Annotated in this window: 20 protein-coding genes; 12 read left to right on the top strand and 8 right to left on the bottom strand. The window is 64.4% G+C overall.

The annotated features are described in order from the left end of the window. Positions 1 to 28: 28 nt before the first annotated feature. From J7359_RS06835 to J7359_RS06860, 6 genes are all read left to right on the top strand, one after another. Positions 29 to 1,321: an adenylosuccinate synthase gene (locus J7359_RS06835; RefSeq protein WP_209055881.1), complete on the top strand. Its 1,293-nt coding sequence runs from the start codon at positions 29 to 31 to the stop codon at positions 1,319 to 1,321. A gap of 5 nt (positions 1,322 to 1,326) precedes the next feature. Further along, positions 1,327 to 1,926, top strand: coding sequence for an NAD(P)H-dependent oxidoreductase (locus J7359_RS06840; protein WP_209055882.1), 600 nt, complete (start codon positions 1,327 to 1,329; stop codon positions 1,924 to 1,926). Beyond that, the gene (locus J7359_RS06845; RefSeq protein ID WP_209055883.1) at positions 1,926 to 2,138 is read left to right on the top strand and encodes a DUF2842 domain-containing protein; all 213 of its coding nucleotides are present in this window, start codon (positions 1,926 to 1,928) and stop codon (positions 2,136 to 2,138) included. The genes J7359_RS06840 and J7359_RS06845 overlap by 1 nt, the downstream gene beginning before the upstream one ends. Continuing rightward, positions 2,135 to 2,800 (top strand): thiamine diphosphokinase, encoded by a 666-nt coding sequence (locus J7359_RS06850; RefSeq protein ID WP_209055884.1) that lies wholly within the window; start codon positions 2,135 to 2,137, stop codon positions 2,798 to 2,800. Before J7359_RS06845 ends, J7359_RS06850 begins: the two co-directional genes overlap by 4 nt. Positions 2,801 to 2,909: 109 nt before the next feature. Further along, positions 2,910 to 4,043, top strand: a complete 1,134-nt coding sequence (ispG, locus tag J7359_RS06855) for a flavodoxin-dependent (E)-4-hydroxy-3-methylbut-2-enyl-diphosphate synthase (RefSeq protein ID WP_209055885.1) — start codon at positions 2,910 to 2,912, stop codon at positions 4,041 to 4,043. A 280-nt stretch (positions 4,044 to 4,323) separates the two neighbouring features. Next, a complete protein-coding gene (locus J7359_RS06860) occupies positions 4,324 to 4,752 on the top strand; it encodes a hypothetical protein (RefSeq protein WP_209055886.1) in 429 nt (142 codons plus the stop codon). 142 nt (positions 4,753 to 4,894) lie between these two features. Here J7359_RS06860 and moaA read toward each other — a convergent pair whose 3' ends face one another. Beyond that, complete coding sequence (gene moaA / locus J7359_RS06865; RefSeq protein WP_209055887.1) at positions 4,895 to 5,908, bottom strand: GTP 3',8-cyclase MoaA; 1,014 nt, start codon at positions 5,906 to 5,908, stop codon at positions 4,895 to 4,897. A 122-nt stretch (positions 5,909 to 6,030) separates the two neighbouring features. Here moaA and J7359_RS06870 point away from each other — a divergent pair, with 122 nt between their 5' ends. Further along, the gene (locus J7359_RS06870; protein WP_247740229.1) at positions 6,031 to 6,543 is read left to right on the top strand and encodes a hypothetical protein; all 513 of its coding nucleotides are present in this window, start codon (positions 6,031 to 6,033) and stop codon (positions 6,541 to 6,543) included. Here J7359_RS06870 and J7359_RS06875 read toward each other — a convergent pair. Further along, positions 6,531 to 7,205 (bottom strand): DNA alkylation repair protein, encoded by a 675-nt coding sequence (locus J7359_RS06875; protein WP_209055888.1) that lies wholly within the window; start codon positions 7,203 to 7,205, stop codon positions 6,531 to 6,533. The two genes, J7359_RS06870 and J7359_RS06875, sit on opposite strands and share 13 nt — an antisense overlap. Before the next feature lie 112 nt (positions 7,206 to 7,317). Here J7359_RS06875 and aroA point away from each other — a divergent pair, with 112 nt between their 5' ends. The 3 genes from aroA (at position 7,318) to J7359_RS06890 (ending at position 11,210) form a co-directional block, all read left to right on the top strand. Beyond that, on the top strand, positions 7,318 to 8,649 hold the full coding sequence (gene aroA, locus J7359_RS06880) for a 3-phosphoshikimate 1-carboxyvinyltransferase (protein WP_209055889.1): 1,332 nt from the start codon (positions 7,318 to 7,320) through the stop codon (positions 8,647 to 8,649). A gap of 62 nt (positions 8,650 to 8,711) precedes the next feature. After that, positions 8,712 to 10,511: a translation elongation factor 4 gene (gene lepA / locus J7359_RS06885; protein ID WP_209055890.1), complete on the top strand. Its 1,800-nt coding sequence runs from the start codon at positions 8,712 to 8,714 to the stop codon at positions 10,509 to 10,511. Further along, positions 10,512 to 11,210, top strand: a complete 699-nt coding sequence (locus J7359_RS06890; RefSeq protein ID WP_209055891.1) for a RelA/SpoT domain-containing protein — start codon at positions 10,512 to 10,514, stop codon at positions 11,208 to 11,210. On the opposite strand, the gene J7359_RS06895 is transcribed toward J7359_RS06890, so the two are convergent. Continuing rightward, positions 11,170 to 11,957, bottom strand: a protein-coding gene (locus tag J7359_RS06895) for an IS5 family transposase (protein WP_156114499.1) whose coding sequence is annotated in 2 segments (ribosomal slippage) — positions 11,170 to 11,618 and positions 11,618 to 11,957 — 789 coding nt in all. Because the reading frame shifts where the segments join, the coding sequence is not laid out codon by codon here. The two genes, J7359_RS06890 and J7359_RS06895, sit on opposite strands and share 41 nt — an antisense overlap. 129 nt (positions 11,958 to 12,086) lie before the next feature. Here J7359_RS06895 and J7359_RS06900 point away from each other — a divergent pair. Next, positions 12,087 to 12,425 (top strand): hypothetical protein, encoded by a 339-nt coding sequence (locus tag J7359_RS06900; protein ID WP_209055892.1) that lies wholly within the window; start codon positions 12,087 to 12,089, stop codon positions 12,423 to 12,425. Positions 12,426 to 12,657: 232 nt separating this feature from the next. Here the strand turns inward: J7359_RS06900 and mmsB are convergent, their stop codons facing one another. The 5 genes from mmsB to J7359_RS06925 all read right to left on the bottom strand — a co-directional run bounded on the left by mmsB (position 12,658) and on the right by J7359_RS06925 (position 18,523). Next, positions 12,658 to 13,530 carry a 3-hydroxyisobutyrate dehydrogenase gene (gene mmsB / locus J7359_RS06905; protein ID WP_209055893.1) on the bottom strand — a complete coding sequence of 291 codons (873 nt, stop codon included), beginning with the start codon at positions 13,528 to 13,530 and terminating at the stop codon, positions 12,658 to 12,660. Beyond that, positions 13,527 to 14,534: an enoyl-CoA hydratase/isomerase family protein gene (locus J7359_RS06910; protein ID WP_209055894.1), complete on the bottom strand. Its 1,008-nt coding sequence runs from the start codon at positions 14,532 to 14,534 to the stop codon at positions 13,527 to 13,529. Before J7359_RS06910 ends, mmsB begins: the two co-directional genes overlap by 4 nt. A gap of 18 nt (positions 14,535 to 14,552) precedes the next feature. After that, positions 14,553 to 15,698 (bottom strand): acyl-CoA dehydrogenase family protein, encoded by a 1,146-nt coding sequence (locus J7359_RS06915; RefSeq protein ID WP_209056049.1) that lies wholly within the window; start codon positions 15,696 to 15,698, stop codon positions 14,553 to 14,555. Positions 15,699 to 15,786: 88 nt separating this feature from the next. Then, positions 15,787 to 16,917 carry a carboxylate-amine ligase gene (locus tag J7359_RS06920; RefSeq protein WP_209055895.1) on the bottom strand — a complete coding sequence of 377 codons (1,131 nt, stop codon included), beginning with the start codon at positions 16,915 to 16,917 and terminating at the stop codon, positions 15,787 to 15,789. A gap of 103 nt (positions 16,918 to 17,020) precedes the next feature. Next, positions 17,021 to 18,523, bottom strand: a complete 1,503-nt coding sequence (locus J7359_RS06925) for a CoA-acylating methylmalonate-semialdehyde dehydrogenase (RefSeq protein WP_209055896.1) — start codon at positions 18,521 to 18,523, stop codon at positions 17,021 to 17,023. A 102-nt stretch (positions 18,524 to 18,625) separates the two neighbouring features. On the opposite strand from J7359_RS06925, the gene J7359_RS06930 reads away from it, so the two are divergent. After that, positions 18,626 to 19,537, top strand: coding sequence for a LysR family transcriptional regulator (locus J7359_RS06930; protein ID WP_209056050.1), 912 nt, complete (start codon positions 18,626 to 18,628; stop codon positions 19,535 to 19,537). Positions 19,538 to 19,578 lie beyond the last annotated feature (41 nt).

Raw genomic sequence — 19,578 nt, forward strand, 5'->3', positions numbered from 1 at the left:
AATTTTCGGGCAAGGGAAGGACCGGCTCATGGCCAATGTGGTGGTTGTCGGCGCGCAGTGGGGCGACGAGGGCAAGGGCAAGATCGTCGATTGGCTGTCGGAACGTGCCGATGTGATCGCGCGGTTTCAGGGCGGCCACAACGCCGGTCACACGCTGGTCATCGGCGGCAAGGTGTTCAAGCTGTCGCTGTTGCCTTCGGGAATCGTTCGTGAAGGCAAGCTTGCGGTGATCGGAAACGGCGTGGTCCTTGACCCGTGGTCGCTGTTCGCCGAGATCGACAAGCTGACCGGGCAGGGGGTCAGCATCTCGCCCGACAGCCTGATGATCGCGGAAAACACGCCGCTGATCCTGCCGTTGCATCAGGATCTGGACAAGCTGCGCGAGGAAGCCGCCGGCAAGGCCAAGATCGGCACGACGGGCCGCGGCATCGGCCCGGCCTACGAGGACAAGGTGGGTCGCCGCACCATCCGCGTCGCCGATCTGGGCGACGAAGAGACGCTGGACGCGCGTCTGGACCGGTTGCTGGCCCATCATGACGCGCTGCGTCAGGGTCTGGGTGCCGATCCGATCGACCGCGCCGACCTGAAGGCCAGGCTGCAAGAGATCGCGCCGAAGCTGCTGCCCTATGCGCAGCCGGTGTGGAAGGTCATGGCCGAGGCGCGCAAATCCGGCAAGCGCATCCTGTTCGAGGGCGCGCAGGGATCGTTGCTGGACATCGATTTCGGGACATATCCCTATGTGACGTCGTCCACCACCATGTCGGGCGCGGCGGCATCCGGCACGGGGATGGGGCCCGGTGCGATCGATTTCGTCCTTGGCATCGTCAAGGCCTATACGACCCGAGTGGGCGAAGGCCCGTTCCCGACCGAACTGGACGACGCCGACGGCCAGCGTCTGGGCGAACGCGGTCATGAATTCGGCACCGTCACCGGTCGCAAGCGCCGCTGCGGCTGGTTCGACGCGGTGCTGGTCAGACAGACCTGCGCGATCAGCGGTGTGAACGGCATCGCGCTGACCAAGCTGGATGTCCTGGACGGGTTCGACACGCTGAAGATCTGCGTGGGCTACCAGATCGACGGCCAGCATTATGATTACCTGCCGACCGCCGCCGCGCTGCAGGCGAAGGTCAAGCCGATCTACGAGGAAATGGAGGGCTGGCAGGAATCGACCGAGGGCGCCCGAAGCTGGGCCGATCTGCCGGCAGCCGCAGTCAAATATGTGCGGCGCGTCGAGGAACTGATCCAGTGCCCCGTTGCGCTGCTGTCCACCAGCCCGGAACGTGACGACACGATTCTTGTCACCGACCCGTTCGCGGATTGATCGCCATGCGGGTGCTGCTGATCGACGGGCATCCCGACCAGGACCGGCTGACGGCGCATCTGCTGAACCTGTATCAGCGGGCGCTGCCTGCCCATCACATGATCGACCGGATCGCGATCCGCGACTTGCGCTTTGACCCGAACCTGCGACGCGGCTATGCCGAGCCGCAGCCGCTGGAGGATGATCTGCAGCGCGCCACGCAGGCAATGCTTGACGCCGATCACATCGTGATCGCGCATCCGCTGTGGTGGGGCGCCGAACCGGCACTGCTGAAGGGATTTTACGACCGGGTGTTCCTGCCCGGCACGACCTTCCAGTACCACAAGCGCAGCCCGTTCTGGGATAAGCTGCTGAAGGGGCGCTCGGGCGATGTGCTGGTGACGACGGACACGCCGGTCTCGTGGCTGAAGCTGCGCTTCGGCAACCCGCTGGGAAAGCGCCTTTCCCACCAGGTGCTGGGCTTTTGCGGCATAAGGCCGCTGCGGGTCGGGTTCTTCGGGCCGGTGCGGCGCGGCGGCGCCGAACGGCGGATGGCCGCGTGGCAGAAGCGGCTGACGCAACTGGCCGAGAGCGCCGAAGCCCTGAAACGCGGAAGGAAAGCCTGATGGATCTGAAGACCCGAAAGCGGCTGTCGCTGCTGATCCTTGTGCTTGGATTGCCGGGATATGTCGTCGTGGCGGTGACATTGGTGAACTGGATGGATGCGCGCTGGGGGCGGCAACCGATCTGGATCGAACTGCTGGTCTATGTCGGTCTGGGGCTGATCTGGATCGTGCCGCTGAAGCGTATCTTCACCGGCATCGGCCGGGGAGAATGATCCCGCCGCTGGTCATCTCGGATCGCGGCGTGACCGTCATCGGCGGTGGCGCGGTCGGACCGACCGAACTTGCGCTGGCGATGGCGGTCGCGCCAACCCTGGTGGCGGCCGATGGCGGTGCGGATCGCGCGCTGGCGCTGGGGCATCCGCCCGACTGGGTGATCGGGGATCTGGACAGCATCAGCCCGTCCGCCCGGCGGATGATCCCGCCCGAACGCGTGGCCCATATCGCGGAACAGGACAGCACCGATTTCACCAAATGCCTGACGCGGATCGCGGCGCCATATGTCATCGCCGTGGGCTTCGCGGGCATGCGGCTGGATCACACGCTGGCCGCGTTGACCACCATGGCCAATGTCGCCCGCCCGCCCGTGATCCTGATCGCCAGCGACGACATCGTGTTTCTGGCGCCACCGCGCGTGACGCTGCCGCTGATGCCGGGAACGCGGGTCTCGCTGTATCCGATGGGTCCGGCGCGCGGCGTCAGCACCGGTCTGGAATGGCCGATCGAGGGGATCGAGTTCGCGCCGGGCGCGCGCGTCGGCACCTCGAACATGGCGAAGGGCCTGGTGACGTTACGCATCGAAGGCAAGATGCTGGTGATGTTGCCGCGCCATTCCCTTGCAACCGTGATGACGGCGCTGCGGCTGCCGCATTTCTGAACGCCGCTGCGGGGTCCTGATCGGTGCGATTGCCGATCAAGGATCCGTGCGGCGGTTGCCGCGCATGGCCGGATGGCTTATCTGGTGAGGCGAAACCCAAAGGTGCCGCATGTCGCTGAACCCGATCCGTCCCTGGCGCAATATCGAGCGGCGGAAATCCCGCCAGATCATGGTCGGCAATGTGCCGGTGGGCGGTGACGCCCCGATCAGCGTGCAGACGATGACCAACACCGACGGCCATGACGTGCGCGCGACGCTGGATCAGGTGATCCGGGCTGCCGATGCGGGCGCCGATATCGTCCGGATCAGCGCGCCGGATCAGGAAACCACGCGCGCCCTGCGCGAGATCTGCCGCGAAAGCCCGGTGCCGATCGTCGCCGACATCCATTTCCACTACAAGCGCGCCATCGAGGCGGCCGAGGCGGGCGCAGCCTGCCTGCGGATCAATCCCGGCAATATCGGCTCGTCCGACCGGGTGCGCGAGGTCATCCGCGCTGCGCGCGACCACGGCTGTTCGATCCGCATCGGCGTGAATGCCGGTTCGCTGGAACGGCATCTGCTGGAAAAATACGGCGAACCGTGCCCGGACGCCATGGTGGAATCCGGGCTGGATCACATCAAGATCCTGGAAGACAACGATTTTCACGACTTCAAGATCAGCGTGAAGGCCAGCGACGTGTTCCTGGCCGCCGCCGCCTATCAGCAACTGGCCGAGGCGACCGACGCGCCGATCCATCTGGGCATCACCGAGGCGGGCGGCTTTGTCGGCGGCACGGTGAAATCGGCCGTGGGCCTGGGCAACCTGCTGTGGGCGGGCATCGGCGACACGATCAGGGTCAGCCTGTCGGCGGATCCGGTCGAAGAGGTCAAGGTCGGGTTCGAGATCCTGAAATCGCTTGGCCTGCGCACGCGCGGCGTGCAGATCATTTCCTGCCCGTCCTGCGCGCGGCAGGGATTTGACGTCATCAAGACCGTGGAAACGCTGGAAAAACGGCTGGAACACATCAAGACGCCGATGAGCCTGTCGATCATCGGCTGCGTGGTGAACGGGCCGGGCGAGGCGCTGATGACCGATCTGGGCTTCACCGGCGGCGGCGCGGGCAGCGGCATGGTCTATCTGGCCGGTCGGCAAAGCCACAAGCTGTCGAACGACCAGATGATTGACCACATCGTCGGACTGGTCGAGGAACGCGCCGAGAAGCTGGAAGCCGAAGCGGCGGCCGAGCAGACCGCGGCCGAATAGAGGCATTGCCCGGAGGCCTGGGTGTTGCGCGCAACGGCAGCGCGCGTTGCCGGTGTCGCCGGATCGGGACGTGATCCCGGAAATCCCTGCAAATGCTGGATTTGATGTGTCACAACCCGTGCACCAGCGCGGCACCGCGCGTGCACAGGGCGTACACCGCTTGCGGGCTGTGGGTTAAGGAAGGGTTAGGGAATGCGGTCTGCGGCCGCGGACCGCGGGATTTGCGGGTAAGGGGGACGAAGGGCGGCTCTGAGCCCAACTTGACCGATGCTGCACCTTGATGCAATTTCCGCTTCAAGAACCAAGCAGCATTCTGCTCGGTCTTCACCAAACAGGTATTTTCGTGAAACCATTCGTCATTCTAGTTGGCCTTATTGTGTTGGTTGCGTTGCCTGTCTCAGCACAAGATGTACAATGGAAATTGGTTGATACTGGCGTCTTGACCCACTCGTCTCACGGCAAAGGCATCGAGATGCGTATACAGCCCGATCCAGTTCCCAAAGGCTTGTTCGGTAGCGACAATTTAGATGATCTCATATTGGCGCTATGCAATCACTACGCGCCGTCGGTCATTCCATTCGTGCAACAGCAAGCAGATATCGAGGATCCAGATTTCATTTCGGTACGCCTTATTTCTGGAGGTGCCTTTGGGCGCTATGTCTTGGCAAGATACGCGATATCTGACGGGCAATGTGTTGACCTAAGGTAAGTTCTGCTGAAACGATGTTGTTTCACTACTTTCGCGATGCGCCGACAGTTGCCGCACTGGCCGCCGCAGCGAAAGTTGGTTCCGTCCCGCAATCCCTTCGTTTGCTGAGGCATCTTAAGCAAGCCGGAACAATGGCCCCCGGCTAGCCGCCCGTATGGCTCATGTGGCGGGTCATCTGGCCCGTCACGGACTGGCGGGAATAGTCGAAATCATGGCCCTTGGGCTTGCGTGCGATGGCGTCGCGGATCGTCTGGCGCAACAGGGCGTCGTCGGGGCTGGCGCGCAGCGGGGCGCGCAGGTCGGCGTTGTCTTCCTGGCCCAGGCACATGAACAATTCGCCCGTGCAGGTGACGCGGACGCGGTTGCAGCTTTCGCAGAAATTATGGGTCAGCGGCGTGATGAAGCCGATCTTCTGGCCGGTCTCGTTCAGGCGGACATAGCGCGCCGGGCCGCCGGTGCGTTCGGCCAGTTCGGTCAGGGTAAAGCGTTCGGCCAGCCGGGCGCGCAGGTCTGACAGCGGCCAGTACTGGTCCAGCCGATCCTCGTTGCCCAGATCGCCCATCGGCATCACCTCGATGAAGGTCAGGTCGTGGCCTTCGTCGGCGCACCAGCGGACCAGATCGAACAATTCGTCGTCGTTCACGCCTTTCAGCGCGACGGCGTTGATCTTGACCCGCAGCCCGGCCGCCTGAGCGGCGCGGATCCCGTCCAGCACCTGCGGCAAGCGGCCCCAGCGGGTGATCGCGGCGAATTTGTCGGCGTCCAGCGTGTCCAGCGAGACATTGACGCGGCGGACCCCGCAATCGACCAGTTCGCTGGCGAAGCGGCCAAGCTGGCTGCCATTGGTGGTCAGGGTCAACTCGTCCAGGCCCTTGCCCAGATGGCGCGACATGCCGCGAAAGAACTGCATGATGCCGCGCCGGACCAGCGGTTCGCCCCCGGTGATGCGCAGCTTGCGCACGCCAAGCCCCACGAAGGCCGAACACAGGCGGTCCAGTTCTTCCAGCGTCAGCAGTTCGGCCTTGGGCAGGAACTGCATATGTTCGGCCATGCAATAGACGCAGCGGAAATCGCAGCGGTCGGTGACCGACACCCGCAGATAGGTGATCGGCCGGGCGAACGGGTCGATGAGGGGCGCGGAGGCGGCGGTATCCATGCCCTCAATCTAGGCATGTGACGGCCAACACACAAGCTGCCGCCGATCACGCAACCGCTGGTGGACGCGGTGCGGCGCGGCGGTCTAACCTGCGCGAAATGCCACCCGAAGGAGCGCCCCCCATGCGGATGACGACCACGGCCGTGCTGGCCACGCTTGCGCTGGCCGCCTGCACCCCCGCGGCGACGACCACCGACAGCCGCCCTGCGGCAGATGCCGCGCCGGCCCGGATCGACAGCAGCCTGACGCCCGATCAGGTCGCCGCGGCGACCGCGATCACCCGTGCGCCCGCGCCACGGGCCGCCGCGCGGGCCAGCGCCGCGCAGCTGGACACCACCACCGCCGAGCAGAAGGCCGCGGCCGCGCAGGCGCCCGAAGTGGCCGAGACGAAGCTGGGCGATACCATCGCCTCGCTGGGTGATCCGACCGAGGGCGGGTTCTGGATCAAGACGCCGCTGGTCAAGGCGCGCGGCATCGGCCGGATCGTCAACCCGGCCAACGGCAAGTCGGCCAAGGTGGATCTGATCCCGCTGGACGGACCCGAAAGCGGCGGCAGCCAGGTGTCGCTGCCGGCGCTGCAACTGATCGGGGTGTCGCTGACCGACCTGCCGACGATCGAGGTCTACAAGTCCTGAATCAGCCGTGCGGCCTCGCGCCGCGCGAAGGGTTTCAGCCGCGCGCCGTTTTGGGCCAGAAAGGCGCGGACGCGGGGCGCGTCGCGTTTCGACAGATCGCGCAGCCACCATGCGATGGCCTTCTGGATGAACCATTCGCGGTCATCGGCCATCCCCGCCGCCCAGCCAAGGATCCGTTCGCGCCGGTCAAGATCGTCGGGCTTCGGATGGTTCATCTTGGCCCAGGGCAGGGTGCCGACCAGTGCCGCGCGACGGACCCAGAAATTCGGGTGATCCAGCCAGGTTTCGACCTGATCCAGACGGTCGGGGTCGGCGACCAGCCGCTTCTGTCCGGCGGTCATGGCGTGATCGGCGATGGCCCAGGCGTCGAATTGCGGCGCCCATGAGGCGATCAGGTTCCAGACCGCCTGATCGGGCCTGATCCGGGCCTGGGTCAGAAGCTTGGCCGCCGCCACCCGCGCCTCGTGGATGTTGCTGTCCCACAGAGAAGCGGCCAGCGCCACACGTTCGCCCACATCGCGCGCCGCGCGCCATTCGGCGACCAGCGCTTCGATCTGCGGCACCTGAAGGCCCAGATAGGTGCGGGCGGCCTTGTGATAGGCCGCCATCTGCGCCGCCCGGTCGGGATCGGCCAAGGATCGCAGCGCGTCGAGTTCCTGCATCGGGGTCTCCGTTTCCCGTGCTTCTAGAAAGCCCTGCGCCGCGCCGCAAGAACATGGTGGCAGCGCCCGCGTGCTAGCGGTAAAAGAGCCGCGCAAATCGAAAGGTGTTTCCATGTCGCATTCCGCCGATCCCCGCCCGATGACGTCGCGCCGCAGCGGCCCGCTGAAGGGCGAGGCGCAGGTGCCGGGCGACAAGTCGATCAGCCACCGCGCGCTGATCCTTGGGGCGATGTCGGTCGGTGAGACGCGGATCACCGGGCTGCTGGAGGGGCAGGACGTGCTGGACACCGCACGGGCGATGGCGGCGTTCGGGGCGCAGGTCGAACGGCTGGGGCCCGGCGAATGGTCGGTGCATGGCGTGGGTGTCGGTGGTTTCGCCGAACCCGAGGGGGTGATCGATTGCGGCAATTCCGGCACCGGGGTGCGGCTGATCATGGGGGCGGTGGCGACGACGCCGATCGCAGTCACCTTTACCGGCGACGCCAGCCTGTCGCGCCGACCGATGGCGCGTGTCACCGATCCGCTGGCCCAGTTCGGGGCCGACATCACCACGCGCGAGGGGGGGCGACTGCCGATCACCATTCGCGGGGCGGCGGACCCGGTGCCGCTGCGCTATCGCACCCCGGTCGCCAGCGCCCAGATCAAGTCGGCGATCCTGCTGGCCGGGCTGAACGCGCCGGGCGAGACCGTGGTGATCGAGGCCGAGCCCACGCGTGATCATTCCGAACGGATGCTGGCCGGTTTCGGGGCGCAGATCCGCAGCGAGACCACCGAGGAAGGTCATGTCATCACCCTGACCGGGCGGCCCGAACTGGTGGCGCAGCCGGTCGCGGTGCCGCGCGATCCGTCCAGCGCGGCGTTTCCGGTCGCGGCGGCGCTGATCGTGCCGGGATCCCGGATCCGCGTGCCGGGCGTCAGCCGCAACCCGACGCGGGACGGGCTGTATGTGACGCTGCTGGAAATGGGCGCCGACATCGCGTTCGAGAATCCGCGCGAGGAGGGCGGCGAGCCGGTGGCCGATCTGGTTGTCCGCCACGGCCCCCTGAAAGGCGTGACGGTGCCCGGCGAACGCGCGGCCAGCATGATCGACGAATTCCCGATCCTGTCGGTGATCGCGGCCTTCGCCGAGGGCGCCACGGTCATGAACGGCGTCGCCGAGCTGCGCGTGAAGGAAAGCGACCGGATCGACGCGATGGCGCGCGGCCTTGAAGCGAACGGCGTCAGGGTCGAGGAGACGCGCGACAGCATGACGGTTCACGGCATGACCAGTGTGCCCGGCGGCGGCACCGCCGTCACCCATCTGGATCACCGCATCGCGATGTCCTTCCTGATCCTTGGCCTTGCCACGGAAAATCCGGTGGCGGTTGACGATGGCGGCCCCATCGCCACCTCGTTCCCGGATTTCCTGCCGCTGATGCAGGGCTTGGGCGGCGATCTGGGCTGATCCGCCGGGCAAGCGCGCGATACCCTCTTTTCGCGCGCTTTGCGGCCTTGTATAGCCGCGCAATGACCCAGCAGACCCTCATCCGCAATTTCTCGATCGTGGCCCATATCGACCACGGCAAATCCACGCTGGCCGACCGGCTGATCCAGCTGACCGGCACCGTCGCCGAACGCGACATGAAGTCGCAGATCCTGGATGCCATGGATATCGAGCGCGAGCGGGGCATCACCATCAAGGCCAACACCGTCCGCATCGCCTATCCGGCGCAGGACGGGCAGACCTATGTGCTGAACCTGATCGACACGCCGGGTCACGTCGATTTCGCCTATGAGGTCAGCCGGTCCATGCGCGCGGTCGAGGGCAGCCTGCTGGTCGTCGATGCCACCCAGGGCGTCGAGGCGCAGACCCTGGCCAATGTCTATCAGGCCATCGACGCCGATCACGAGATCGTCCCGGTGCTGAACAAGATCGACCTGCCCGCCGCCGAGCCCGACCGCGTCAAGGCGCAGATCGAGGACGTGATCGGCATCGACGCGTCGCAGGCCATCCCGATCAGCGCCAAGACCGGGCTTGGGATTCCCGACGTTCTGGAAGCCATCGTCCAGCGCCTGCCCGCCCCGCAGGGCCAACGCGATGCGCCGCTGAAGGCGATGCTGGTCGACAGCTGGTATGACAGCTATCTGGGCGTCGTGGTGATGATCCGCGTCATGGACGGGGTGATCCGCAAGGGCGATCAGGTCAAGATGATGCAGACCGGCGCGACCTATCGGCTGGACAAGCTGGCCGTGCTGACCCCGGCGATGAAGGACATCGCCGAACTGGGACCAGGCGAGATCGGCGTCTTCACCGCATCCATCAAACAGGTCCGCGACACCCGCGTCGGCGACACGATCACCCATGAGAAGAAGCCCTGCGAACGCCCGCTGCCGGGCTTCAAGCCGGCGCAGCCGGTGGTGTTCTGCGGGTTGTTCCCGGTCGATGCGAATGATTTCGAGGCCCTGCGCGACGCGATCGAGAAACTGGCCCTGAACGACGCCAGCTTCAGCTACGAGATGGAAACCTCGGCCGCGCTTGGCTTCGGGTTCCGCTGCGGGTTTCTGGGGCTGCTGCACCTTGAAGTGATTCGCGACCGGCTGGAACGTGAATACGATCTGGACCTGATCACCACGGCCCCCAGCGTGGTGTTCCGCCTGCATATGCGCGACGGCGAGGTGAAAGAATTGCACAACCCCGCCGACATGCCCGACCTGACGCTGGTCGATCACATCGAGGAGCCGCGCATCAAGGCCACGATCATGGTCCCCGACGAATATCTGGGCGACGTGCTGAAACTGTGCCAGGACCGGCGCGGCACCCAGCTGGACCTGACCTATGCGGGCAGCCGTGCGATGGTCGTCTATGACCTGCCGCTGGCCGAGGTCGTGTTCGACTTCTACGACCGGCTGAAATCGGTGACCAAGGGTTATGCCAGCTTCGACTACCAGATCAGCGAATACCGCGAGGATTTCCTGGTCAAGATGTCGATCCTGGTGAACGACGAACCGGTGGACGCGCTGTCGATCATGGTCCATCGCGACCGGGCCGAAAGCCGGGGCAGGGTGATGGTCGAGAAGCTGAAGGAACTGATCCCGCGCCACATGTTCAAGATCCCGATCCAGGCCGCCATCGGCAGCCGTGTGATCGCGCGCGAGACGCTGTCCGCCATGCGCAAGGACGTGACCGCCAAATGCTATGGCGGCGATGCGACGCGGAAAAAGAAGCTGCTCGAGAAGCAGAAGGCCGGCAAGAAGAAGATGCGCCAGTTCGGCAAGGTCGAAATCCCGCAGACGGCGTTCATTCAGGCGCTGAAGATGGATGGGTGAATGAGCTTTCCTAAACCCCCTGCTACCAAGGGGGCGGTCAACAGAGCGGGCCGCTCGATCGCGCAAGGCACAGCCAGTCAAGCAGACTATGATCTAGTTGATCAGTGGCGAGCATCTCACGGATATGTTATAAATACCTTCCAAATTTTCCTGCGCCGGAAAATTGAGAAATTCGAAAAGAGCATCGAGTTCGCTCAGAGATTAAAACGTAGAAATACGGTTATAGACAAGCTGAGGAGAGTGGATTCTTCAGGAAAGCATCTCATTTCGGATGTTACCAGCATGCACGATTTCGCAGGCTGTCGAATGATATTTGAAAGCTTGCAAGATTTAAGAGATTTTCGGGCTTATGTTCACTCACCGCAAGTGATGAGGAACGTTGAACATAAGTTGCGACACGATTCAATAAAATACGATTACATTGAAAGCCCAAAAACAACCGGATATCGCGGTATCCATGATGTATATAAGCATTTCCCTCGTGGCAGTAGCAGGCGTGAGGGGGATAAGCCATGGGACGGTCTGCTGGCTGAAATTCAGTATCGGACACGTGCACAACATGCTTGGGCGACCGCAGTTGAGATTTCAGATCTCTTAGATGGAGAGAAAACGAAATTTGAGCTTGATCAAAGCGCTCGCGGTCGCTTTTCGCGCTACTTCATGTTGACAAATGGCGGATCCAGAGACGGATCGACGTGATGTCAATGAAGCCGAGGAAGCTTTCCGCCGTCTTGTCGTAGCGGGTCGCGACACGCCTGGCGTTCTTGAGCTTGTTGAAGCAGCGTTCGACCAGATTCCGCAGGCGATACAGCGAGCGATCGACACCAATCCGCTTCTTGCGGGACTTGCGCATCGGTATCACGGGCAGGACGTTGCGCGCCTCCATGCCTCCTCTGATCTTGTCTGCATCGTAGCCGCGATCCGCGAGCAGCACGCTCGGGCGGGGCAGATTATCCGCCATCACCAGATTGAAGCCGAGATAGTCCGACGTCTGGCCTGGCGTGATCTCTGTCCTCATGGGAAGCCCGTGTGCATTGACGAGGAGGTGGATCTTGGTCGTAAAGCCACCTCGAGAACGGCCGAAACCCTGTCGTGGAGTCCCCCTTTAGCGCCCGCTGCCTGATGGTGGGCGCGGATCACGGTGCTGTCGATCATTTGCAGGGCGCTTGGCACGGCTCCGCTCTGGTTCAGAGCATCCATTATGTCCTCCCAGAGGCCCGCCAGTGTCCAGCGCCGGAACTGTCGGTAAACGCTTGACCATTTGCCGAACTCGCCAGGTAGGTCCCGCCATGGCGCCCCGGTTCGGGCAATCCAGAAAATCCCATCAAGGACGAGGCGGTGGTTGGTGGCTTTGCGTCCGTTCGGGGCGCGGGCGGCGAGGATGAAGCGCTCAAAGAACGCCCATTCCTCGTCCGATATAAGGTTTCGTGCCAAGCTGGTCTCCATCGCAGATGCCAGCTTGAATCATGCCCTACGCCCGAGGGGAATCCCTTTTGTCAACACGACCTAGCAAGCGAGATAATTGCCAGAGACGTCGAAGGTGTTTCTAATGCTTTTCTAGGGACGGACACCCCTATGCTGAAGTCCGAACTTGATGCGTTGGAAGAAAAGCTGGGAATACTTAGACGCCTTGAGGCTCTCAAGCAATTTGAAGATGAGGAAAAGCTCGGCCGTCACAACGTTCTAAACATCTTTCATAACAGTGATGGGCGTCTTGAACTTGAGGTCATTCCCTTCAAGTCTGCGTCGCAGGCAGTGGAGAAAGCAACAAGTTTAGAGGAGAGTGGCGTAAGTTTGAATGCTGTTTATGTTGGCTCTGAAAATCCGAGGCAGCTAAGGTCAGCTTATCGAAACTATTTTAATGACCCTTTGGATTTTGTGAAAATGATTCGTGGTGAACTCGATCAAGTATAGAGCGCAATTCTATACCAGTTTGATTTCGAGTGTGAACCTAAGACCCGGTCTTAGCTCACACCCAATTCCACGATGCCGAGTGAATTAATCACTGGATGCTCGGAGCACCAGCTAAAGTGACTCACAAAGGCCCATAGATAAGTTGCATTTGCTAACATCCTTGATTCGCGCGACGTAACCCACCTCCATATTTTTACTACAACCCCCATTGCGCCGTCCAATTCCCCCGCCCTCAGCCGCGTGATTTCTCCGCAAAGCGCGGCAGCATGGCCGAGAAGTCGCGGCCCGTGCCGCCCTCTTCCTCGACGAAGTTGCGGTAAAGCTGCATCGCCAGCGCGCCCATCGGTGTGTCGGCGTCCGCGCCCTCGGCGGCGGCCTGGGCCAGGCGCAGATCCTTGAGCATCAGTTCGGCCGCGAATCCGGGGCGGTAATCGTTGTCGGCGGGCGAGGCCGGGCCGACGCCGGGGGCCGGACAATAGGCGTTCATCGACCAGCTATAGCCCGAACTGGTCGAGACCACGTCGAACATCTTCTGCCGGTCCAGCCCCAGCTTGTCGGCCAGCGCGAAGGCCTCGCAGGTGGCGATCATGGTCACGCCCAGGATCATGTTGTTGCAGATCTTGGCCGCCTGTCCCGCGCCAGCGGCGCCGCAATGCACGGCCTTCTGGCCCATGATGTCGAAAAGCGGCTTCACCGTGGCAAAGGACGCGTCGTCGCCGCCCACCATGAAGGTCAGCGTGCCGCCCTGCGCGCCACCGATGCCGCCCGAGACCGGCGCGTCCAGCGCGCCCAGACCGGCGTTGCGGGCCTGTTCGGCCACCGCCCGCGCGCTGTCCACATCGACGGTCGAGCAGTCGCAGAACACCGCGCCGGGGCGCATCGCGGGGATCACCTGATCGGCGACGGAACGCAGGATCTTGCCATTCGGCAGCATGGTGATGACCACGTCCGCATCCGCCGCTGCCTCGGCCGCGCTGGCCGCGGCGCTGACGCCATCGGGTTCGGGCGCGGCGGTGTCATAGCCCAGCACCTGATGCCCGGCCTCGGCCAGATTGGCGGCCATCGGCGCGCCCATGTTGCCCAGTCCGATGAAACCGATCTTCATGCCTGTTCCTCCCAGTGCAGTTCGTGTTCGCCAAGCGGGGCCAGCAGCGCCTCGACCTGTTCGGGCGAGGCGTCGGCGGTCCAGTTCGGGTTGCGGTCCTTGTCGATCAGCTGCGCGCGCACGCCTTCGATGAAATCGGCCTGTTCGGTGGCGCGCCAGGTAAAATGGTATTCGCGGGCCAGCGATTCCTGCATCCGCCGGTCGCCGCGCGCGGCGCGGACCAGCGCCAGGCCGGCGGCCATCGACAGGGGCGAGTTGCGGCGGATCGGTTTCAGCGCGTCGTCGTCGCCCGCCTGTTCCAGCGTCTCGACGATCTGCGCCACGTCGCGTCCGCCAAAGGCCGACAGGTCGCGCGAGGCCAGCGGCGCGGGCGGCGGCGTGATGCCCATGATGCGCGTGGCGTCGCCCGTCCTTTCCAGGTCGGCGATCACGGCGGGCCATTCCGCCTCGGGCAGGTAGCTGTCGGCAAAGCCTGCATGGATCGCGTCGCCCGGCCCCATCCGCGCGCCGGTCAGCGCCAGATATTCCCCGATCCGGCCCGGCGCGCGCGCCAGAAGCCATGTGCCCCCGACATCGGGGATCAGACCGATGCCGGATTCGGGCATGGCGATCCGGGTGGTGTCGCCGACGACGCGATGCCCGGCATGGCCACCCACGCCGACGCCGCCGCCCATCACGAAGCCCTGCATGAAGGCGACCACCGGCTTGGGGTAGTCGGCGATGGTGGCATTCATCAGGTATTCGTCGCGAAAGAAGTCGCGTCCGACCTGGTGATCGCCGGCAAGGCCCGCGCGATAGACCGCGGCGATGTCGCCGCCCGAACAGAACGCGCGGTCGCCTTCGGCGTCGATGATGACCAGATCCACATCGGGATCGTCGCGCCAGCCGACCAGAGCGGTGCGGATCGCGATGGCCATGTCGTGGGTCAGCGCGTTCAGCGCCTTCGTCCGGGTGAAGGTGATGCGCCCGGCGCGGCCCGATTTGCGGATGTTCAGGTCGTCCATGCGTTCTCCTTCAATCGTTCAGCCGCGTTCGGCCAGCAGGGCGCGGCCGACGATCAGCCGCATGATTTCGTTGGTGCCTTCAAGGATCTGGTGGACCCGCAGGTCGCGCACGATCTTTTCGATGCCGTAATCGGCAAGATAGCCATAGCCGCCATGCAGTTGCAGGCACTGGTTGGCGACCTCGAAGGCGCGGTCGGTCACATAAAGCTTGGCCATCGCACAGAACTTGGTCGCATCCGGGGCGCCGGTGTCAAGCTTCCATGCGGCTTGCCGCAGGAAGATCCGCGCGGATTGCAGGGCTGTTTCCATCTCGGCCAGCCTGAACTGAAGGGCCTGGAACTGATCGAGGCTTTTGCCGAAGGCGTGGCGTTCGCCCATATAGGCCAGCGTCGCGTCAAGCGCGGCCTGCGCGCCGCCAAGCGCCCCGGCCGAGATGTTCAGCCGACCGCCGTCCAGCCCCGCCATGGCATAGGAAAAGCCGCGCCCTTCCTGGCCCAGAAGGTTCCCGGCCGGGATCACGCAGTCGTCGAACTGCACCTGCGTCGTGGGCTGGGCGCGCCAGCCCATCTTGTCTTCCAGCGCGCCGAAGCTGAGGCCGGGCGTGCCGTCCTCGACGATCACGGTGCTGATCCCTTTCGGCCCGTCCTCGCCGGTGCGGACCATGGCGATATAGGCATCCGAATAGCTGCCGCCCGAGATGAACGCCTTTGTCCCGTTCAGCCGCCAGCCGTCATCCGTGCGTTCCGCGCGGGTCCGCAGCGCCGCCGCGTCCGAGCCGCTGCCCGGTTCGGTCAGGCAATAGCTGAAGACCCTGGTCATGCTGCACAGGTCAGGCAGCCAGCGCGCCTTGTCCTCGGGCGTGCCGAACTTGTCGATCATGCCGCCGCACATGTTGTGGATCGACAGGAACGACCCGACCGCGGGATCGGCCATCGCCAGCGCCTCGAAGACCAGCGCCGCGTCCAGCCGGCTGAGGCCCGAGCCGCCATATTCCTCGGCCACATAGAGACCGCCGAAGCCAAGGCCGGCGATCTCGGACCACAATTCCCTGGGGATCGTGCCAGAGGCTTCCCAGTCGCGTGCATGCGGCGCGATCCGGGTCTGGCCGAAATCCCTGGCCATGTCGAAGATGGCCTGCTGTTCCTCGGACAATGCGAAATCCACCTGACGTCCTCCCCCTGTGGCTGCCATGAATTGAACATGTGTTTAATTGCCAAATCTTGCGACAGTGTTGCAAGCGCGGATCGCGCCCTTACAGGTCGCGGCGAAACTCCTCGATCAGGTGCATGACGACCGCGCGCATCGCCTGATCGCGCGTCGCACCGGCAGACAGCGCGCCCGACAAGACGGCGCGCTGTCGATCGGCCGAGGTGCCGGCGCCGACCATGTCACGCAGGCGGGCGATGGCGTGCTGGCTGTTCAGCGCATCGGCATCGGCTGCGATCAGCGCGATCCAGTCCTCGGCCAGTTCCGCGAAGGGAAGGATCCTGTGGTCGCCGAAATCGATCAGCCCTTCGGATGTCCCATAGCGGACCGCGCGCCAGCGGTTCTCCCCCAGCAGGAAATTGTCGTATTCGCGCCAGCGCGTGTTCTGCCGGGACAGCCGCCACAGCATCCGCGTCGTGGCCTGGATCAGCGCGGCCAGGGTGATGGTGTCGTCCAGCCGTGGGCAGGCGTCGCAGATCCGGGTTTCCAGGGTCGGAAACTTCGCCGAGGGGCGCAGATCCCACCAGATCTTGCTGGCGTCCTCGATGATGTCCAGTTCGGCCAGCGCCCCGACCGAGCGTTCGAATTCGCCCCAGCTGCCCAGTTTGGGCGGCAGGCCGGTGCGCGGCATGTCCCCGAACACCGTCGTGCGATACGAGGAAAGCCCGGTATCCTCGGCCTGCCAGAACGGGCTGGAGGCCGACAGCGCCAGAAGATGCGGCAGGAAATACGAGACCTGGTTCATCAGGTCTATGCGCATGTCCGAATCCGGCAGGCCGACATGCACATGCATCCCGCAGATCAGCATGCGCCGCGCCACCGCCGCCATGTCGCGTGACAGGACGTTGTAGCGTTCCTTGTCGGTGTGATGCTGGTCGCGCCAGTCCGCGAAGGGGTGACACGAGGCGGAGATCGGTGCCAGCCCGTATTCGCCGGCGATCTGCGCAATGGCGGCGCGCAGATGCTGCAGTCGGTCGCGCGCCTCGGCGATGTCGCGGGCGACCGGGGTTCCGACCTCGATCTGGCAGCGCAGGAATTCCGGGCTGACCTGATCCTTCAGCCGGGCCTTGCAGTCCTGCATCAGCGCGTCCGGCGCCTCGGCCAGGTCGCCGGTTTCGGCATCGACGAGCAGATATTCCTCTTCGATGCCAAGCGTGAAGTCAGGTTCCGCACTCATCTTCTTGCCCCCTTCTTCGACAGGCGCGCGTCTCTGCGTCCCGCGATGGCCGGGGGGGCGTTGCCCCCCGGACCCCCAGGGTATTTGGACAAAGAAGAAGGGGTCAGTCCAGCGCCTTGAAGTTCAGGCTGGCACCTTCGTCCTTGATGCCCGAGAACCAGCGCGTCGTGACGGTCTTGGTCTTGGTATAGAAGCGGAACGCGTCGGGGCCGTACTGGTTCAGGTCGCCGAAGGCCGATTTCTTCCAGCCGCCGAACGTGTAGTAGCTGAGCGGCACCGGGATCGGGAAGTTCACGCCGACCATGCCGACATTGACCCGGCTGGCATAGTCCCGCGCGGTGTCGCCGTCGGCGGTGAAGATCGAGGTGCCGTTGCCGTAGTCATTGTCCATCACCAGCTGCAGCGCCTCGTCATAGCTTTGCGCGCGGACGGTGGTCAGGACCGGGCCGAATATTTCTTCCTTGTAGATGTCCATGTCGGGCGTGACGCGATCGAACAGCGAGGGCCCGCAGAAGAAGCCGTTCTCGTAGCCCTGGATCTTCAGGTCGCGGCCATCGACAACCAGATCGGCACCGGCCTCGACGCCCGAGGCGATCAGGCGGTTGATGCGGTCCTGCGCGGCCTTGGTGATGACCGGGCCGAAATCCACGTCGTCGCCGGCGGTATAGGGGCCGACCTTCAGCTTTTCGATCTTAGGCACAAGCCGTTCGATCAGCGCGTCGGCGGTCTTGTCACCGACCGGCACCGCCACCGAGATCGCCATGCAGCGTTCGCCCGCCGCGCCGAAGCCCGCACCGACCAGCGCGTCCGCCGCCTTGTCCAGATCGGCGTCCGGCATGATCAGCATGTGGTTCTTGGCGCCGCCGAAGCACTGCGCGCGCTTGCCGTTCGTGGCCGCGCGGCCGTAGATATACTGGGCGATCGGGGTCGAGCCGACAAAGCCCACCGCCTGGACGGTCGGGTTGTCGAGAATGCCGTCCACGACTTCCTTGTCGCCGTTGACGACCTGCAGCACGCCGTCGGGCAGACCGGCCTCTTGGGCAAGCTTTGCCAGCGCCATCGAGGTCGAGGGGCAACGTTCCGACGGTTTCAGGATCATCGCGTTGCCCGCGGCCAGTGCCGGCCCCATCTTCCACAGCGGGATCATCGCCGGGAAGTTGAACGGGGTGATGCCCGCCACGACGCCAAGCGGCTGGCGCATCGAGTAGAGGTCGATGCCGGGGCCGGCATTGTCGGTGAATTCGCCCTTCAGCATCGCCGGTGCGCCCATGCACACCTCGATCACCTCAAGACCGCGCTGCACGTCGCCACGCGCGTCGGGCAGGGTCTTGCCGTGTTCCTTGCTGACCAGTTCGGCCAGCATGTCCATGTTCTGGTTGATCAGCTGGCCGAACTTCATCATCACCCGCGCGCGGCGCTGCGGGTTGGTCGCGGCCCATCCGACCTGCGCCTTTTCGGCGCTGGCGATGGCGGCGTTCAGTTCGTCCTGGCTGGCCAGAGCGACCCGAGCCTGCACCTCGCCCGTCGCGGGATTGTAGATGTCGCTGAACCGGCCAGATGTGCCGGCGACCTCTTTGCCGTCGATCCAGTGCGCAATCTCTTGCATCGCTTCCTCCATATCATGTTCGGGCAACCATAGGCTTGCGGAAATGCCGCGGAAAGAGGCAGGATGGCAAAAGCGTTTTGCAATTTTGCAAAGGTGGCCGGGTTGGACTGGGACGATCTTCGCATTTTTCTGGCCGTCGCGCGCGCGGAAAGCCTGTCGGGCGCGGGGCGCAGGCTGGGGATGGATGCCTCGACGGTGGGCCGGCGCATCATGCGGCTGGAACAGGCCGTGGGCGCCAGCCTGTTCGCGAAGACGCCGCAGGGATACAGGCTGACGGCCGAGGGCGGGCGTCTGGTCGCACCGGCCGAGGCGGCGGAAAAGGCGGCCGTGGCGGTGGTCGAATCGGCGCGGCGCGAAGAGGGGATCGGCGGGCAGTTGCGCGTGGGCGTGCCGGATGGGTGCGCCAATTACCTGATGCCGCAGGTCGCGCGGATCCTGGCCGAGGCGCATCCACGGCTTGAGATCCAGATCGTCGCCCTGCCGCGCGTGGTCAACCTGTCCAAGCGAGAGGCCGACATGGCGATCGCGGTCTCGCCCCCCGACACCGGGCGGCTGACCGTGCAGCGGCTGTCCGATTACCGCCTGCATCTAGCGGGGCATCGCGACTATCTGGATCGCCATCCGCCGATCACCGGCCTGGGAGACCTGAAGGCGCACAGGATGATCGGTTATATCCCCGACATGATATTCGACCGGGAACTGGATTATCTGTCCGAGACGGGCGTCCACACCGCCGCGATCACCTCGAACGCGGTGTCGGTTCAGATGCAGGCGATTCGCGCGGGGGCGGGGCTTGGCATCGTCCATGACTTCGCGATTCCCTTCGTCGAGGGATTGCAGGTGATCCTGCCCGAGCGCATTTCGCTGACCCGCAGCTTCTGGCTGTTGCGCCATGCCGATGACCGCGATTCGCGGCGACTTGGCATTCTGGCCGACGCATTGGCCCACGGTATCCGCAACGAGATCGCCCGGCTGGAACAGCAGGTCTTCGCCCCGACTGATCGTCGGGCTTGACGGCGGATGATTCCGCGAAAATGATGAAATCAACCACGGCG

The organism is Paracoccus sp. R12_2 (assembly GCF_017744015.1).
In the GTDB taxonomy this organism is placed as follows: domain Bacteria; phylum Pseudomonadota; class Alphaproteobacteria; order Rhodobacterales; family Rhodobacteraceae; genus Paracoccus.

Bases quoted from the DNA above. Each gene is read 5' to 3' on its own strand.
- moaA (WP_209055887.1), bottom strand. From the start codon at position 5,908: ATGGATACCGCCGCCTCCGCGCCCCTCATCGACCCGTTCGCCCGGCCG.
- J7359_RS06920 (WP_209055895.1), bottom strand. From the start codon at position 16,917: ATGAGTGCGGAACCTGACTTCACGCTTGGCATCGAAGAGGAATATCTG.
- J7359_RS06890 (WP_209055891.1), top strand. From the start codon at position 10,512: ATGAGCTTTCCTAAACCCCCTGCTACCAAGGGGGCGGTCAACAGAGCG.
- J7359_RS06840 (WP_209055882.1), top strand. From the start codon at position 1,327: ATGCGGGTGCTGCTGATCGACGGGCATCCCGACCAGGACCGGCTGACG.
- aroA (WP_209055889.1), top strand. From the start codon at position 7,318: ATGTCGCATTCCGCCGATCCCCGCCCGATGACGTCGCGCCGCAGCGGC.
- ispG (WP_209055885.1), top strand. From the start codon at position 2,910: ATGTCGCTGAACCCGATCCGTCCCTGGCGCAATATCGAGCGGCGGAAA.
- J7359_RS06870 (WP_247740229.1), top strand. From the start codon at position 6,031: ATGCGGATGACGACCACGGCCGTGCTGGCCACGCTTGCGCTGGCCGCC.
- J7359_RS06925 (WP_209055896.1), bottom strand. From the start codon at position 18,523: ATGCAAGAGATTGCGCACTGGATCGACGGCAAAGAGGTCGCCGGCACA.
- J7359_RS06835 (WP_209055881.1), top strand. From the start codon at position 29: ATGGCCAATGTGGTGGTTGTCGGCGCGCAGTGGGGCGACGAGGGCAAG.
- J7359_RS06900 (WP_209055892.1), top strand. From the start codon at position 12,087: ATGCTGAAGTCCGAACTTGATGCGTTGGAAGAAAAGCTGGGAATACTT.
- J7359_RS06875 (WP_209055888.1), bottom strand. From the start codon at position 7,205: ATGCAGGAACTCGACGCGCTGCGATCCTTGGCCGATCCCGACCGGGCG.
- lepA (WP_209055890.1), top strand. From the start codon at position 8,712: ATGACCCAGCAGACCCTCATCCGCAATTTCTCGATCGTGGCCCATATC.
- J7359_RS06910 (WP_209055894.1), bottom strand. From the start codon at position 14,534: ATGGACGACCTGAACATCCGCAAATCGGGCCGCGCCGGGCGCATCACC.
- J7359_RS06860 (WP_209055886.1), top strand. From the start codon at position 4,324: ATGCAATTTCCGCTTCAAGAACCAAGCAGCATTCTGCTCGGTCTTCAC.
- J7359_RS06845 (WP_209055883.1), top strand. From the start codon at position 1,926: ATGGATCTGAAGACCCGAAAGCGGCTGTCGCTGCTGATCCTTGTGCTT.
- mmsB (WP_209055893.1), bottom strand. From the start codon at position 13,530: ATGAAGATCGGTTTCATCGGACTGGGCAACATGGGCGCGCCGATGGCC.
- J7359_RS06850 (WP_209055884.1), top strand. From the start codon at position 2,135: ATGATCCCGCCGCTGGTCATCTCGGATCGCGGCGTGACCGTCATCGGC.